Source organism: Rhodococcus sp. S3 (assembly GCF_058211795.1).
In genome coordinates this window covers 3,445,816-3,461,903 of sequence record NZ_CM177074.1, presented here as the reverse complement: position 1 = coordinate 3,461,903, position 16,088 = coordinate 3,445,816, and the positions used below count along the sequence as shown (strand labels likewise).

The window sequence follows — 16,088 nt, the reverse complement described above, 5'->3', positions numbered from 1 at the left end:
TCAGCGGGGGAGCGGCAACAATTCGACGCGATCGCCGTCCGCCGCTCCCGGCGGCACCACGGCGATCGCGGTGCGCCCGATGAGGCCGGCGAGATGTGCCGTGCGAATCGTGTTGTCGCACAACCATCGTCCCTGCGCGTCCTGGCGGGCGGGCAACAACCGCGTGATGTCGCCGACGACCTCCGAGGCGTTCGCCAGCGGAGCGGTCACAGGAGTCGCCGGCGTGCGGAGGGTGCGGCCGTCGGCGATCGCAGGCAGCATCACCAGCAGGGTCGCCACCGCTGCCACCGGATTCCCGGGCAGTCCCAGCACGGCACGCCCGTCCGGCAGCGTCGCCGCGACCTGCGATCCGCCGGGCTTGCACCGGACCCGTTCGACGACCACCTGCGCGCCGGCCCGCGCCAGCGCACCGCGCAACTGGTCGGCGGCGCCACCACCCGTCGCACCCACGATGACGATCGCATCGGCATCGGTGCCCGTGAACAACGCGTCGAATCCGTCCGCGGTGTCCCGGAGATGTCCTTCACCGACCACCGTGGCGCCGCACCAGCGGACGAGGTCGGGGAGTACCGGACCCAGCGAGTCGCGGGTCTGCCCCTCGCGCAGAGGGCCGGTGCGGCGGATCTCGTCGCCGGTGAGCACGATGTGCACCCGCAGGGGACCGCGCACCCGAAGTTCGGTGACCTCACCGCTGGCGGCCGCGGAGACGACCGCCGGGCTCACGGCGGTGCCCGCCTCGGCGAGGACCGTCCCCGACTCCCAGTCCTCCCCGCGGCGACGCGCGTCGTCGCGCACGGGGGCATCGGGCAGTCGGGTGACGAGACCGCCCTCCACGCGGACGAACTCGTCGCGCACGACGGCGGTCGCGCCGGCCGGCAGGTGGGCGCCCGTCGCGATCCGGGCGGCTTCCCCGTCGCCGAGCGTGAGCGAACCTCCGTCGCCCGCATAGCGAATCTCGTTGCGCAGCACCCACGGTCCGTCGCCGGCCACCGCGTAACCGTCCATGGCCGAGGTGCGTACGCGAGGCAACGCCTCCGCCGCGACGAGTGGCGCCGCCAACGTGGCGTCCCGCGCCTCCTCGACCGGTACGGTGCGGGAAGGCAAGGGTGACAACGCTTCCCGCAGAATCCTGCGTGCATGGTCGGGATCGGTGGCCACACGGGTGGTCGTGGACCCGGCGCGCGCTGCCTCCAGATCGGCCGGGGTGTCGCAGTCGGTCGACTCGGACACCGCGACGGTGACGTACCGCTCGGGCAGCAACGCCTTCATGGGCCGGTTCGCGACGTCCCCACCGAGGGAGTCCAGACGTGCGGCCATCGCCGGTGTCCGCCACGCGGCGAGCAGGAACTGCACCCGTCCGGTGTCGTCCACCGCGAAGGCGGCCTCGGCCGCCGCATCCTCGTTCAGGGCTTCGAGCAGGGCCGCGACGGTCTTCGGGGTGACGAACGGAAGGTCGGCGGCGAGAGTGACCACGAGATCGGCGACCGGATCCGCCGCTGCCAGCGCCGCGACCGGACCCGCACCGGGCGGTGTCTCCTGGATCTGCAGCACATGCGGGTCGAGATCGTCGCGGTGCGGACCCACCACGGTCACCCGCGCGCACCCCTCGACCGCGGTGAGAGCGGTGTCCAGCATCCTCCGGCCACCGACCGTCAGAGCGGGCTTGTCGACGCCTCCCATGCGGGTCGCGCGACCGCCCGCGACGATCACGGCTTCGACGTGCGTGAGCGTGCTCATGCCTTCATGCTGCCTCATCCGCCCTCACAGGACCGTCCCTGCGTACGCACCGCGCGGCATAGACTGCCGGTCATGTTCTTCGGATGGCGGAACGGTGCCGCGGTATGCGTCGTTCTCCTGTCCTGGCTCGTCGCCACCGTCGTGCCGGTCACCGCCGTGTCCGCCGGCGACACCGCCGGACTGCTCGCCGGACTTCTGATGGTGCTCCTTGCGACGCTCGCGTTCGTCGCGGCCGCCGACGACCCGTTGTTCGCCTTCGGCCGCAGTGTCCGAGGGCCGACCTCCGAGGAACGACGCCTGCGCGGCGGGTTCCGTCGCCACTCCCACCCCGACACCCCCGGACGGCCACGTCCACGCTCACCCGGTTCCGTCCTCGCGTTCGACACTTCGTCCGACGAGGAACACCGGGAGACCTTCCATGTCCGATCCCATCCGATGCGGCACACCCGCCGTGTCCGTCCGGAATGCCCACCGTTCGTTCGGTGACCTGACCGTCTTCACCGGGGTGAACATCGACCTCGCGCCGGGCCGATGTTGCGCCGTGATCGGGGCGAACGGCAGCGGCAAATCCACTCTGCTCAGATGCATCGTCGGCGCCGACCGGCTCGACGAGGGTTTCGTCGAGATCGACGGCGTCCCCGTCGACGAGAGCTCCCCGACGTTGCGCCGGCGGGTCGCCGCAGTCCTCGGCGACGTCGCGACGTTCGCGCATCTCACCGCACACGAACACCTGCAACTCGTCGCGACCGGTCACGGCGTGACCGACCCGTTCGCCGCCGCCACCCGGGTTCTCGAGGAGGTCGGTCTCGCCTCGTCGGCGGATCGACTGCCGGTGACCTTCTCGGGTGGCCAGCGCCGCCGGCTCGCCCTGGCCTCCGCGCTGGTCCGACCGCGGCGGCTGCTCGTCCTCGACGAACCCGAACAACATCTCGACGACGACGGGCGCCGGTGGCTGGCGTCCACGCTCGCGGCCGAGAAGCGTGCCGGCGGCACCGTGCTGATGGTCTCGCACGATGCCGGGCTGGTGGACGCGGTCGCCGATGTGGTGGTGGAGGCGGACCGATGGAACTGACCGCGGTCGTCCCCGGCGCGCGGGATCTCCGCGCGCTCCGTCGCAGCTTCGAGCGTCGACACGCCACGTTCGCGGATCGTCCCGCTGCGGTCGTGCTGATCCTCCTCGGCCTGTATGTGGGTGGGGGATCGGCGTGGTGGCTGTTCTCCCTGCCGTCGGCGCCGGTCGCCTGCACGGCTCCGATCGGGCGTGACGTGGGGTGCACCTCGGCATGGGGATGGGCGGTCGTCGCGGCCGCGGCCGCGGTGGGGACGGCGTCCGCCCGGGCTGTCGGTCCGGTGACGTGCGGTGGCGAGACGGAGTTCTGGCTGCTGTCCACACCGATGGATCGCGGCGCGGCACTGCGGCCCGGAGCGGCGGCGATCCTGATGGGCGGTGCGGTCGCGGGTGCCCTGGCAGGACGGCTCGCGACCTTCGTGGCCGCCCCGCCGGATCGGCTCGCGTTCACGCTGCTCACCATCGCTCTCGGCGTCGGCGCTGTCGCCCTTCCGATGCTCGCGCAGTGCCGGATGCTCCCGCCCGCCGTCGTGAGCACCGTGATCCGGCTGTGTTTCTCGGCCCTACCGGGCGTGGTGATCGTCGCCGCCACCGGCGTGCCGATACCGCCACCGGGGCCGGTGCTCGTCGCCGCCGTCTGGGCCGTCGTCGCGGCACTGGCGATCTCGGCACTGTTCGCGTGCGGCAGGATCGCCGCACCCGAGTGGAGGGCCGGAGCGGGCACCGCGGTGGGGGTGTCGGCCTCGCTCACCGCGCTGGATCCGTCACTGCTGGTCGACGTGGTCGAGCACAGGGCGTGGCTGCGCATCGGAGCCCGTCGCTCCCGGATGCTGCCGCGCGGCCGGATCGCGGCGCTCGTCCGTGCCGATCTGCTCCGCCATGCCCGCCGGCCGGCACCCGTGCTCCTCACGTGTGCCGCTCTGCTCGGCGTCGTGGTCCTCGCGTCGGTCGTATCGCCGCCTGCCGCCGCGGTCGTGCACCTCGTCACCGTCTTCGTGGTGGCTGTGGCCTCCGGTGCGGGTCTGCGCGACGTGTGCCGCGACCCCGATGTCGCCGTTCTGCTGGGCGCGAGCGACACACAACTGCGTCTTCCTCTTTCGGTCGTCCCGGGCGCGGCCGCCGTGATCGCCGCCGTCGTCACGGCCCTCGCCGGGAGTGCGTCGGTGGTGAGCGCCGCGGTCGGGCTCGTCGGTGGGTGCGCGGCCGCCTACCGTATGCGCACGCGACCGCCGATCGGGTACGACGGCCTGATCCTCGAGACGGCGGTCGGGCAGATTCCGGTCGATCTGCTCCGGCAGTGGGCCAGGGGACCGGATCTACTCGTCGTCTGCGCGTGGCTCGTCGCCGTGCTCGCGTGAGCCGTGCGGGAACCGGTGGCGTGCCCGGGACAGGTCGACCATGTCGCCGGAGATCGGGACGCCTTCGAGTTCGAGGCGTGCGAGCTGCCGTCGGGCGATGTGCGCGGCCGGCCGTCCGGAGGCCGGGACCACGCGATGCCACGGCAGGTCGGCGGAATCGGTCCGCATGATCCAGCCCACCGTCCGCGCACTCGACAGGCCCGCCGCGGCGGCGATGTCGCCGTAGGTCACGATCTGCCCCGCCGGCACCGAGGCCACGAGTTCGCGGACCCGTTCGATCTGCTCGTCCGTGGTGGCCACCGGCTACACCATCCGGGCCACGAGTTCGGCGGTCTCGGCGGGACGCGTCTGGTCGATCATGTGGTCGCAGTCGAATTCGAGCACGGTCAGGTCGTCGTCGAGCCGCTCCGCGAGGTCGCGACGGAAGTCCGCCGTGGTGTACGGGGGCCGGACCTTCCCGGCCTGCACGAGGATCGTCGGGATGCCGGACGGCGGCAGGACGGGTTCGCGGGCGAGCTCGCCCCACGAGGCGACCAGGGCCGGTACGCACACCCGCCAGCCGACGCGCCCCGAGTCCAGCTTCACGAGATGTTCGGCGATCTCCTCGTCGAGCAGCGCGGGTGCCACCTCACTCCAGTCGCCGTGGACCTTCTCCGCACGGGCTTCGGCCTCGTCCGTGTAGTCGGGATGACGGTGGGTGAGCTCGGCGATCTCGAGCATCCGGCCGGCCGGGAGACCGATCGCCGGGTCGAGGAGCACCAGCGCCCGCACCCGGTCGGGCACCGCGGCGGCCAGGTGCAGCGCGAGGGCGCCGCCGAACGAATGCCCCACCACGGTGACGGGACCGGTGGTGTGCGCGTCCAGCACCGCCGTCAGGTCGGCGACGTGGGCTTCGAACGACCACGGGGGAGTCCACGGGGAGCGTCCGTGTCCGCGCAGGTCGGGGGCGACGAACCGCAGGTGGGGCAGGTGCCGCTCCGCGAGGTTCCGCCAGCGCCGGCCGTGACCGGTGAGGCCGTGCAGCGCGAGGACCTCCGGTCCGTCGTCGGGCCCGAACAGATGGGTGTGCAGAAGCTCGGTGGCACTCACGCCGACCACTATCGCAGTCGTCGTGGCGCCACGCATCGCGCACCGGACCTGTCGTACCGATCTGGTGGGATGGGGTCATGCTCGACGTCGACACCGGCATCCCCGACCTGCACCCGACCCGGGCGCAGGTCACCGACCTGCCTGCCACCGTCTCGCGCATGTCCGAACCGCAGATCCCCGATCGCGTCCGTCGCCCGGCCGCGCGCCTGGTGCGCAGGTCCGCCGAGGCGCCGGTGGCCCGCGAATGGCCCGACGACGTGCGCGTGCTGTTCGACGACGCCCCTCCCGCCCTCCGCTGGCGTCCGTGGCAGGTCCTCGGCGGTCCCGGCACGGGCAAGACGTCCCTGCTCGTCGATCTCGCGGTCCACCGCATCGCAAGCGGCGCCGATCCCGAGTCGGTGCTGATCCTCACGCATTCGCGGCGGGCCGCCACCGCCGTGCGCGAGGCGATCACGGCCGGTCTGATCGCCCTCGGCGACGGCGCTGTACCCCGCGCGACACGCGAGCCGCTCGTCCGTACCGTCCACTCCTACGCCTTCGCGGTGCTGCGGTTGCAGGCCTCGGCGCACGGCAATCCACCACCGCGCCTGATCACCGGCGCCGAACAGGACGCCGTGCTGCGCGAACTGCTACGCGGCGACATCGACGACGGCGCCGGAATGTGGCCCGAGCGGTTGCGTCCGGCACTGGGCATGACGGGCTTCGCCGTCGAACTGCGCGACCTGATGCTGCGCGCCAACGAGCGCGGTCTCGGCCCCGAGGATCTGGTCGCGCTCGGGGAGCGCCGCAATCGACCGGAGTGGGTCGCGGCCGGGCGTTTCGCGGAGCGCTACGAACAGGTGATGCTGCTGCGCGGCGCCGTCGGTCTCGAAGCTCCGGAGGCCACCGCTCCGGCACTCGACGCGGCCGAGCTGGTCGGTGCGGCGCTCGCGGCGTTCGCGACCGATCCCGATCTGCTGGCCGCCGAGCGCGGCCGGATCCGCCATCTGCTCGTCGACGACGCCCAGCACCTCGATCCGCAGGCCGCCGACCTGGTCCGCGTGATCGGTACCGGCACCCGCACGAGCACGATCGCCGGCGACCCCGATCAGGCCGTCTTCGGCTTCCGCGGCGCCGACACCTCCTTCCTCGAGAGCCTCGGCGAGGCCGACGGATCGCGCCGGATCGTGTTGGGGGTCAACCATCGTGCCGCTCCCGAGGTGGCGTCCCTCGCCGACGGGATCGCCCGCAGACTGCCGGGCCTGCCACCGCACCGGGGTACGGCCGGGCACCGCGTCGAGGAGAGCGATCCAGGGCAGGTCCGCGTGGCGGTGTGCTCGTCGCAGGCCAAGGAGGCGGCACTGGTCGCCGACACCCTGCGCCGGTCCCATCTCGTCGACGGTGTGCCGTGGTCGCGCATGGCGATCGTCGTGCGGTCCGTGCCGCGGGTACTCGCGCCGCTGCGTCGCGCGCTGCTCGCGGCGGGCGTCCCGATGACGACCGCCGCGTCCGAACTCCCGCTGGCCCGCCAACACAGCGTCGCAGGCCTGCTCCTCGTGCTGCGCGCGGTGTCCGACAGCGGCTTCGAAGGCGACGAAGCGCTCGCCCTGTTGTCCGGGCCCATCGGCGGTGCCGAACCCGTCGCGCTGCGGAGACTGCGGCGTGGCCTGCGACGGGTCGAGCTCGCGGCGGGCAACGACCGCGACTCCGCCGAACTGCTGCGCATCCTGCTCACCGAGAGCGACGACACCGCCGAGAACGCGCACCTGATCCGCGGGCTGACCGACGTCGAGGCGGCACCGCTGAAGAAGGTGCTCGGTGTGCTGCGCAAGGCCCGCTCGGCGGCGCTGCGCGGGGGCGGTCTCGAGGACGTGCTGTGGGAGGCGTGGCAGGCCACCGGACTCGAACGGCGATGGGCCGCCGCGTCGGCCTGGGGTGGGCCGATCGGGGCGCAGGCCGACCGCGATCTCGACGGAGTGGTGGCCCTGTTCGATGCTGCCGCCGACTACGTCGACCGTCTGCCCCGCGCACACATCGCCGGGTTCGTCGACTACCTCACCGAGCAGGAGATCCCCGCCACGTCCCGCACCCGCGTCGCCGCCGAATCCGAAGCGGTCACGGTCGTCAGCGCGCACTCCGCCGCAGGCCGCGAATGGGACGTCGTGGTGGTCGCCGGTGTCCAGGAGGGTCTGTGGCCGAGCCTGCGCGCCCGCGGCACCCTGCTCGGCATCGAAGCCCTGATCGACGCCGTCTCCGGCGCCGACGGCGGCGACGAGGCCGGTGCACGACTCTCGCGCACCGCACCGCTGCTCGCCGAGGAGCGACGCCTGTTCCTCGTGGCGTGCAGTCGCGCCCGCACCCACCTCCTGGTGACCGCCGTCGATTCGGTGAGCGGCGACAGCGAACTGGTCCGTTCCCGTTTCGTCGACGAACTGCGCGGTGTCGGTACCGACGACCTCGATGCGGCCGACGACCTTCTCGCCGAACCGGTGCCCGACGAGGTCCGCACCCGCGTGCTGGCCCTGCCCGCCCTCGTCGCCGAACTGCGCAGCGTGGTCTGCGATCCGGAGATCGCCGAGACCGAGCCCGAACGGCAGCAGCGCGCCGCCCAGCAACTCGCGCGGCTCGCGCGCGCCGGGGTCCGCGGCGCCCACCCCGACGACTGGTACGGCACGGCCGATCCCAGCACCGCCGACCCGCTGTGGGATCCCGACGACGACGCGGTGCGGTTGTCGCCGTCCACGGTCGAGCAGCTCACGACCTGCCCGCTGCGGTGGATGTTCGAGCGCCACGGCGGTTCCGACGGCGAGAACAGCCACGCCGTCACCGGCACCCTCGTGCACACCCTCGTCCAGGCGCTCGCCGGGCGGATCCCGCCCGACCGCATCGACCAGGCCCTCGAGAAGGCCTGGGACTCGGTCGATCTGGGCGCCGAATGGTATGCCCGCCGCGAGCTCGAACGCACCCGCCGCATGCTCGACACCTTCTCGACGTGGCTGCAGGGCACGCGTGGGGAGCTCACCGAGATCGGCGTCGAGATCAAGGTCGACGGCATCCTCGAACCCGATTCCGACGACAAGCCCCGCGTGCGGCTCCGCGGTCGTATCGACCGGCTCGAACGCGACGCCGAGGGCCGCCCGGTCGTCATCGACGTCAAGACCGCGAAGAACCCGGTGTCGAAGGACGCCGCGCGCGATCATGCCCAGCTCGCCGCCTACCAAGTGGCCGCGGCGGCCGGCGCGATCGAGGGTGAACCGGCATCGGAGCCCGGTGGCGCGCGCCTGGTCTTCGTGGCGAAGCCCCACAACAAGGAAGGTGCGACGCAGCGCGTGCAGCCGCCCCTCGACGAGGACGGTCTCGCGCAGTGGCGGGAGATCATCCACGACGCCGCGGCCGCAACCCGCGGCCCGCGCTTCGTCGCGAGGGTCAACGACGGGTGCCGGCACTGCCCGGTGCTGTCGAGCTGTCCGGCGCACGACGAAGGCAGGCAGGTGACAGGGGAATGAGTGCACCACGGGTGACCGCGAAGCGCCTGGCGGAGGCACTGGGACAGTTGCCGCCGACGGCCGAACAGGCCGCCGTCATCGAGGCCCCGCCCGGCCCGATGCTGGTCGTCGCCGGGGCCGGGGCCGGCAAGACCGAGACCATGGCCGCGCGGGTGGTGTGGCTCGTCGCCAACGGTCTCGTCGAACCCGAGCAGGTGCTGGGCCTGACCTTCACCCGCAAGGCCGCGCAGCAGCTCACGGCCCGCATCCGGGCGCGCCTGGCCAAGCTCGCCGGATCGGCGCTCCTGCGCGACCTCGACCCGAGCGGTGGGCTGCGCGCGCGGATCCTCGGCAGCGAACCCGAGGTGAGCACGTACCACGCGTACGCCGGCCGCCTGCTCACCGAGCACGGTCTGCTGCTGCCCATCGAACCGTCGGCGACCCTGCTGTCCGAGACCGAGCTGTGGCAGGTCGCGCACCGCGTGGTCAGCTCGTGGGACGGCGAACTCGACACCGACCGCAATCCCGCATCGGTGACCGAGGCCGTTCTCGCCCTGTCCGGCCAGCTCGCCGAGCACCTCGTCGAGCCGGATCTGCTGCGCGACGCCCACCTCGAACTCGAACAGCTCGTGCACACCCTCCCGCCCGGCCCGGGGCAGCGCGGAGCACCGTCGAAGACGCTGCTCGGCTACCTCGAGACCCAGCACGCGCGGTTGCAGTTGCTTCCGCTCGTCGAACGGCTGTCCGAGACGCTGCGCCGCGAAGGTGCCCTCGACTTCGGGAGCCAGATGTCGCTCGCCGCGCGGGTCGCCCGCGCTCACCGCGAGGTGGGAGCCGGTGAGCGGGAACGATTCCGGGCCGTGCTGCTCGACGAGTACCAGGACACCGGGCACGCCCAGCGCGTGTTGCTCGCCGCCCTGTTCGGCGGTGGTGCCGATCCCGGCCTCGCGGTCACCGCGGTCGGCGATCCCATGCAGTCCATCTACGGCTGGCGCGGCGCGTCGGCCGCCAACCTGCCGCGGTTCGCGACCGACTTCCCAGCGGCCGACGGCGAACCGGCACCCACCCGCGAACTGCTCACCAGCTGGCGCAATCCGCCGCAGGCCCTCGAACTGGCGAACGTCTCGTCCGAACCCCTGCGCGATCGCGGAGTGTCGGTCAGCCGGTTGCGTCCCCGCCCCGACGCGACCGCCGGCGACGTCCGCCTCGCGCTGCACTCCGACGTCGCGGTCGAACGCGACTGGGTCGCCGACCGGATCGCCGCCGAGTACGCCGCCGCCCGCGAGGCCGGACGCAAACCCCCGACCGCGGCGGTCCTCGTCCGCCGCAACGCCGACGCCGCGCCGATCGCCGAGGCGCTGCGCGCCCGCGACCTTCCGGTCGAGGTCGTCGGCATCGGCGGGCTGCTGCACACGCCGGAGGTCGCAGACGTGCTCGCGATGCTGCGTCTCGCGGCCGATCCGCTGGCCGGGAGCGCGGCCGTGCGGGTGCTCACCGGCGCCCGCTGGCAACTCGGTGCCGCCGACCTGAAGGCGCTGTGGGAGCGCGCCCAGGAACTGGCCATCGCGGGACGTTGGGGTGTCGCCGGTGCGGTGACCGATCCCGACGCGCTCGAGGACGCCCTCGATTCGGCGCTGCCCGGTGAGTACGCCGACCAGGCCGGTCTCGCCGACGCGATCTCCGATCCCGGCGACAGCAGCCGCTATTCGGAGTTCGGCTACGCGCGCATCGTCGCGCTGGGGCGCGAGCTGACCTCCCTGCGCGAGCGGCTCGGCCAGCCGCTCACCGAACTCGTCGCCGAGGTCGAGCGTGTGCTCGGGATCGGCATCGAGACCGAGGCCCGCGTGGGCAGCCGGCGTGGTGTCGCCGGCCGCGAGCATCTCGACGCCTTCGCCTCCGTCGTCGCGTCCTACGCAGGGCGGACCAACGCGACCCTGCCCGGTCTGCTGTCCTACCTTGCGGCTGCGGAGGAGATCGAACAGGGGCTCGCGCCCGGTGAGGTGGAGGTCGACCCCGACCGGGTGCAGGTCCTCACCGTCCACTCGGCGAAGGGTCTCGAATGGGAGGTCGTCGCCGTCCCGCACGTCGCCGCCGGAGTCTTCCCGTCGTCCACGGCCGCCGCGACCTGGCTCGGCTCGACGACCGAACTGCCCCCGCATCTGCGCGGCGACCGGGTGCTGCCCGACGACGATCCGGGCAGCACCGACGGTGTGCCCGTGCTCGACCTCGACGACGTCTCCGACCGCAAGATGCTCGAGCGGGCCATCGACGCCAACAAGGACGCGCTCAAACGCCGCAAGCTCGACGAGGACCGCCGGTTGTTCTACGTCGCTCTCACCCGCACCGAACGAGCACTGTTCGTCTCCGCCCACCACTGGGCCGATACCGGATCCGAACCGAAGGGGCCCTCGCCGTTCCTCGAGGAACTGCACGAGATCGTCACGGCCCGGCCCGAACTCGGTGTGGTCGACCACTGGGCTCCGGAACCCGAACCGGAGGAGGAGAACCCGCTCACGGCCTCACCCCGCAGCGCACTGTGGCCGCGCGACCCGCTCGGTGCGCGGCGCACCGAGGTCGAACGCGGCGCGGCACTGGTCCTCGCCGAGTTCGACCGGACCGACCTCCCGACCGAGTACGACGACGATCCCGACGAGTGGGCCACCGACGTCGATGCGCTTCTGGCCGAACGCGAACAGCGTGCCGAGCAGAGCGCCGAAGTGGTGCTGCCCGCACAGCTGTCCGTCAGTCAGCTCGTCGATCTCGCCACCGATCCCGACGCTCTCGCTGCTCGTCTGCGTCGTCCGTTGCCGTTCCGGCCCAATCCGCTCGCACGTCGCGGCACCGCCTTCCACGCGTGGCTCGAGCGCAGATTCGGCGCGACACGCCTGCTCGACCTCGACGAGCTTCCCGGCGCCGACGACGAGGACGGCGACGATTCGCACTTCGACCGGCTCCAGGAGGCGTTCCTGCGGTCGAAGTGGGCATCACGCAACCCCGTCGAGGTCGAGGTGCCGTTCGAAACGGCCCTGGGCGGCACCGTGATCCGCGGACGCATCGACGCCGTCTTCGAGGATCCGGACGGCGGTTGGACGGTCATCGACTGGAAGACCGGCGCCGAACCGGAAGGCGAGAAGCTCGCCGCGGTGGGTGTGCAGCTCGCCGCCTACCGGCTCGCCTGGGCCCAGTTGATGGCGGCGCGGACCGAGCGGTTCACCGGCCGGCCGGCCGAACTGCCGCTGCACAAGGTCCGAGCGGCCTTCCACTACGTCCGCACCGGACGCACCGTCGCACCCGAGGAACTGCCGAATGCGGCGATGCTCGAACGCCTCGTGCTCGAGGCGGGAAATCTGCGAGGGCGTGCCGACGGCGAGTGACGCGGACTCAGGGGCGCTGCCCCACACCGGTGGCCACCTCGTGTGCCCGGCGGCCGGCGGTGTCAGGTGCCAGGGGAGCGGTGGGCATCCCGGCTCCCTCGCGGAGGCCCGACAGGAATTCCTCGAGGATCTCCGGCGGCGAATACTGCGGTTCCCAGCCCAGTTCGGTGCGGGCGCGCGTGCTGTCGAGCAGCGGAAGTTGCAGCACGGTGTCGAGCAGGCCGGGCGAGGCCGGAACGAGATGCGCGTGCCACGCCGCCCGCACGGCCTCGCGGAGTGCCGCGCGCGGCACCGGAATCTTCCTGGCAGAGAACATCTCTGCCAGGAACGCGCCGTCCACGGGTGGTTCCGTGGCGAGGTTGAACGCGCCGCGGACGGGCCGGACGGTCGCACGGACGAAGGCGTCGGCCACGTCGCTCGTGTGCAGCACCTGGGCACGCAGATCCTCGACCAACGGCATCACGGGGAGCAGTCCGCTGCGCAGCAGGTTCCCCGGGAGCAGGGGGGCCGACGAACAGGCGTCGCTGCGAGGTCGCCGATTCGCGCTTGAAGATGAAGTAGGGACGCATCCGCACGACGCGCGTCTCCGGTGCCCGCAGTTCGAGGGTGTCGAGAAAACGTTCCAGATAAGACTTCTCGCGGGGATAGGCGGCACCCGGCCACCCGTGTGTGGGCCAGTCCTCGGTGACGCGATCCGTCGAGCTTCCGGGCGAATAAGCCGCGACCGACGACGAGTAGATCAGCGCGGGAACCTTCTCCGCGGCCGCCGCCTCGAAGACCGAGATCGCGCCGAGCACATTGTTCTCCCAGGTCACCTCCGGACGGTGCGTGGGCTGGAACAGCCACGACAGGTGGATCACCGCGTCGGCACCCCGCACGATCGGGCGGAAGTCGTCGGTGGTGGTGTCGGCGACCGTGAACGTCGCCTTGGGGGACGTCCACTCCGTCGGTCGTCGCGCGACGCCGACGATCTCGGCGACGGCGGGTTCGCGCCCGAGCGCCTCGACGATCCCGGTTCCCAGATTGCCGGTCGCGCCGACGACGACCACCTTCAGACCACGTGCGGTGTCCATACCGACGCATACCCGCTCGCTGTGACCTCAATCACCGCGGGTGAACGGTAGGTGGATCGTTCAGCGAACCGCGGTGCGGCGGACCTTCAGTGCCTCGGTGACGAGCGGGATCTGCAGCGGGAGCCGGGCAAGCGACACCGCCTTGGCGGCGGGGGAGAGCTTCGGGCTGCGCAGCCACGTCACGGCCATCTGCACGTTGGCGGGGAAGACCGCCAGGAACAGCGCCGCGGCCAGGGAACCGCCGAGGCGTCGGGTGCGGGGCACGGCGAGCGCGCCGGCGACGGCGATCTCCGCGACCCCCGAGGCGTAGGTGTAGGTGCGGGCATCGCCCGGCAGGGCGCGGGGCACGATGCCGTCGAACGGTTCCGGTCGCACGAAGTGCAGGACCCCGACGCCGAGGAGGAGACCTGCCAGCCGGATCGCAGAGCGCTGCGACGCTTTCGTGGACATGCGTGCCAGACTAGCGCGCGGCGGTAGGCTGCGATCCGGTATCGAGGCGGTCCGCCCGGTGCCGCGACGGCGGAGGGCGGCCTCCGGCGCAGGTCGACAGCAGGAAGGTGGGACACCGCGATGCCCGGGAGGTTGCGTGCGCGGTTCAGCCGCTCCGATCAGCTCACCGAGCGCCCCGACTTCGCGCTCGTCGGTGTGCTGCGCGTACCGCAGGAGCAGACGAGTCCCGGCTTCGCGATCGCGCGTCGCATCGGCTACGCCTTCGCTGCGCTGATCCTCGCGGTTCTCGTGGTCTACCTCGACCGCGACGGCTACCGCGACTCGCAGGGCAGCGAACTGTCGCTGCTCGACTGCATCTACTACGCCACCGTGTCGCTCTCGACCACCGGTTACGGCGACATCACCCCCTTCACCCCCCAGGCGAGACTGATCAACATCCTGGTGATCACTCCACTGCGGGTGTTCTTCCTCATCGTGCTGGTCGGTACCACGCTGTCGGCACTGACCGAGAGTTCCCGGCAAGCATTCAAGATCCAGCGTTGGAGGCGCCGCGTGCGTAATCACACCGTCGTCATCGGCTTCGGTACCAAGGGCCGTACCGCGGTCGACGCGATGCTCGGCGACGGAGTCCCGCCGTCCGAGATCGTCGTCGTCGACACCGATCCGGTCGTTCTCGAGTCCGCCGCAGGGCAGGGACTCGTGACGGTCCAGGGTTCGGCGACGAAATCCGATGTGCTCCGCCTCGCCGGAGTGCAGCACGCAGCCGCCGTGATCGTCGCCGCGAACCGAGACGACACCGCGGTACTCGTGACCCTCAGCGCCCGCGAGATCGCTCCGCGCGCGAAGATCGTCGCCGCGATCCGCGAGTCGGAGAACACCCACCTGCTGCGTCAGTCGGGAGCCGACTCGGTGGTCATCTCGTCGGAGACGGCGGGTCGCCTGCTCGGTATCGCCACGACCACGCCGAACGTCGTCGAGATGATCGAGGACCTGCTCACCCCGGAAGCGGGATTCGCCATCGCCGAACGCGACGTCGACCCCAGCGAGGTCGGGGGATCCCCGCGGCATCTCAAGGACATCGTCCTCGCCGTCGTCCGCGACGGACGGATGTGGCGGATCGGTTCGCCCGAGGTCGACGCGCTCGAAGCGAACGACAAACTGCTCTACATCCGCTTGGTGGGTTCGCCGCCGGGCGCCATGCGTGGCTAGGGTGCTGATGTGACCGGTTTCGCTCTGTCGGGTACCCCGCTGCTCTCACGTACCGTCGTCGACCGGGCGGAGGAACTGCGTAAGGACGAGGACGCCCTGCGCGCCGGTTGGGCCGACGCGAAACTTCTGCGGGTCGACCGGCGTAACCAGGTCCGTGTCTCCGACAGTGCGCTCGTGCTCGGTGAGGCGTCCGAACTCGGCCCCGAACCGGTCGAGGGCGCGATCTTCCTGGGTATCCGCGACGGACACCACGTCTGGGCGACCCGCGTCCTGGCGCAGACGGGCACGGTGGCCGATCTGCGGCGCGTCGGCGAGCGTCTCGACGATGCCGACGCCGACCTGATGGTCAGCGCGGTCGCGTTGCTGAACTGGCACGACAACGGCGGCTACAGCGCGGTCGACGGCTCACCCACGCGCCCGACGATGTCCGGCTGGTCGCGGATCAGCACCGAGACCGGGCACGAGGAGTTCCCTCGCACCGACCCCGCGATCATCTGCCTCGTGCACGACGGACACGATCGGGTGCTGCTCGCCCGCCAGCCGGTGTGGCCCGAGCGGCGCTTCTCCGTGCTCGCGGGCTTCGTCGAAGCCGGTGAGTCACTCGAATCGTGCGTGGTGCGGGAGATCCGCGAGGAAGTCGGTGTCGAGGTGCGCGACGTGCGGTATCTCGGCAGTCAGCCCTGGCCGTTCCCGCGGTCGCTCATGCTCGGATTCGCGGCGATCGCCGATCCCGAGCAGGCGCTGGACTTCCGCGACGGGGAGATCACCGAGGCACGGTGGTTCACCCGCGAGGAGGTCCGTGCCGCGCTGGCGACGGGTGACTGGGCCTCCGCCGAGGACGCCCCGCTGTTGCTGCCCGGCTCGATCTCCATCGCGCGCGGGATGCTCGAAGGCTGGGCCAAGGAGTAGAAGGCCTGGAGTAGAAGCCCGGGCACGAGAGAGGCCGGCCGCGGCGGACGCGACCGGCCTTTCCGAACGAGCAGGAACTACAGACCCAGAGCGCGCTGGACCTCGGCGAGCGACGGGTTGGTGGCGGTGCTGCCGTCGGCGAACTTGACGGTGGGCACCACGTGGTTGCCGTTGTTGACGCTGCCGACGAACTCCGCGGCGGCCGGATCCGACTCGATGTCGATCTCGGTGTACGCGATGCCGTTCTGGTCGAGCTGGGTCTTCAGCCGCCTGCAGTAACCGCACCAGGTGGTGGAGTAGACGGTCAGGGCGGGTGCGTCGGTGGTCGTCATGTCTTCGAGAACATCACAGCCGTC

12 protein-coding genes and 1 pseudogene are annotated in these 16,088 nt (G+C 71.8%); 7 read left to right on the top strand and 6 right to left on the bottom strand.

Going from position 1 to position 16,088, the window contains the following annotated elements; all coding sequences use genetic code 11:
- A complete protein-coding gene (locus AC0LPE_RS16170) occupies positions 1–1,737 on the bottom strand; it encodes an NTP transferase domain-containing protein (RefSeq protein ID WP_490604827.1) in 1,737 nt (578 codons plus the stop codon).
- Positions 1,738–1,809: 72 nt separating this feature from the next.
- Between AC0LPE_RS16170 and AC0LPE_RS16165 the strand changes: the two genes are divergently transcribed.
- Genes AC0LPE_RS16165 through AC0LPE_RS16155 form a run of 3 tightly spaced genes read left to right on the top strand, consistent with a single transcriptional unit; the run spans position 1,810 to position 4,164 of the window.
- A complete protein-coding gene (locus tag AC0LPE_RS16165; RefSeq protein WP_255161347.1) occupies positions 1,810–2,223 on the top strand; it encodes a DUF6412 domain-containing protein in 414 nt (137 codons plus the stop codon).
- Positions 2,189–2,809 (top strand): ABC transporter ATP-binding protein, encoded by a 621-nt coding sequence (locus tag AC0LPE_RS16160; protein WP_490604826.1) that lies wholly within the window; start codon positions 2,189–2,191, stop codon positions 2,807–2,809. Before AC0LPE_RS16165 ends, AC0LPE_RS16160 begins: the two co-directional genes overlap by 35 nt.
- A complete protein-coding gene (locus AC0LPE_RS16155) occupies positions 2,800–4,164 on the top strand; it encodes a DUF6297 family protein (RefSeq protein ID WP_490604825.1) in 1,365 nt (454 codons plus the stop codon). Before AC0LPE_RS16160 ends, AC0LPE_RS16155 begins: the two co-directional genes overlap by 10 nt.
- On the opposite strand, the gene AC0LPE_RS16150 is transcribed toward AC0LPE_RS16155, so the two are convergent.
- Positions 4,123–4,464, bottom strand: coding sequence for an MGMT family protein (locus tag AC0LPE_RS16150; RefSeq protein WP_490604824.1), 342 nt, complete (start codon positions 4,462–4,464; stop codon positions 4,123–4,125). The two genes, AC0LPE_RS16155 and AC0LPE_RS16150, sit on opposite strands and share 42 nt — an antisense overlap.
- Before the next feature lie 3 nt (positions 4,465–4,467).
- Positions 4,468–5,289, bottom strand: a complete 822-nt coding sequence (locus AC0LPE_RS16145; RefSeq protein ID WP_490604823.1) for an alpha/beta fold hydrolase — start codon at positions 5,287–5,289, stop codon at positions 4,468–4,470.
- Between the two features lie 122 nt (positions 5,290–5,411).
- Between AC0LPE_RS16145 and AC0LPE_RS16140 the strand changes: the two genes are divergently transcribed.
- Positions 5,412–8,738 (top strand): ATP-dependent helicase, encoded by a 3,327-nt coding sequence (locus tag AC0LPE_RS16140; RefSeq protein ID WP_490606361.1) that lies wholly within the window; start codon positions 5,412–5,414, stop codon positions 8,736–8,738.
- Complete coding sequence (locus AC0LPE_RS16135) at positions 8,735–12,091, top strand: ATP-dependent helicase (protein WP_160874233.1); 3,357 nt, start codon at positions 8,735–8,737, stop codon at positions 12,089–12,091. The genes AC0LPE_RS16140 and AC0LPE_RS16135 overlap by 4 nt, the downstream gene beginning before the upstream one ends.
- Before the next feature lie 7 nt (positions 12,092–12,098).
- On the opposite strand, the pseudogene AC0LPE_RS16130 reads toward AC0LPE_RS16135, so the two are convergent.
- Positions 12,099–13,164 (bottom strand): annotated as a pseudogene (locus AC0LPE_RS16130) (NAD-dependent epimerase/dehydratase family protein).
- Between the two features lie 60 nt (positions 13,165–13,224).
- The gene (locus AC0LPE_RS16125; RefSeq protein WP_160874229.1) at positions 13,225–13,614 is read right to left on the bottom strand and encodes a DoxX family protein; all 390 of its coding nucleotides are present in this window, start codon (positions 13,612–13,614) and stop codon (positions 13,225–13,227) included.
- 120 nt (positions 13,615–13,734) lie between these two features.
- Between AC0LPE_RS16125 and AC0LPE_RS16120 the strand changes: the two genes are divergently transcribed.
- Together AC0LPE_RS16120 and nudC are read left to right on the top strand one after the other, a co-directional pair.
- Positions 13,735–14,823, top strand: a complete 1,089-nt coding sequence (locus AC0LPE_RS16120; protein WP_026061388.1) for a potassium channel family protein — start codon at positions 13,735–13,737, stop codon at positions 14,821–14,823.
- A 9-nt stretch (positions 14,824–14,832) separates the two neighbouring features.
- Positions 14,833–15,732 (top strand): NAD(+) diphosphatase, encoded by a 900-nt coding sequence (nudC, locus tag AC0LPE_RS16115; protein ID WP_490604822.1) that lies wholly within the window; start codon positions 14,833–14,835, stop codon positions 15,730–15,732.
- 77 nt (positions 15,733–15,809) lie between these two features.
- Here the strand turns inward: nudC and AC0LPE_RS16110 are convergent, their stop codons facing one another.
- Positions 15,810–16,064: a mycoredoxin gene (locus tag AC0LPE_RS16110; RefSeq protein ID WP_016693351.1), complete on the bottom strand. Its 255-nt coding sequence runs from the start codon at positions 16,062–16,064 to the stop codon at positions 15,810–15,812.
- Positions 16,065–16,088 lie beyond the last annotated feature (24 nt).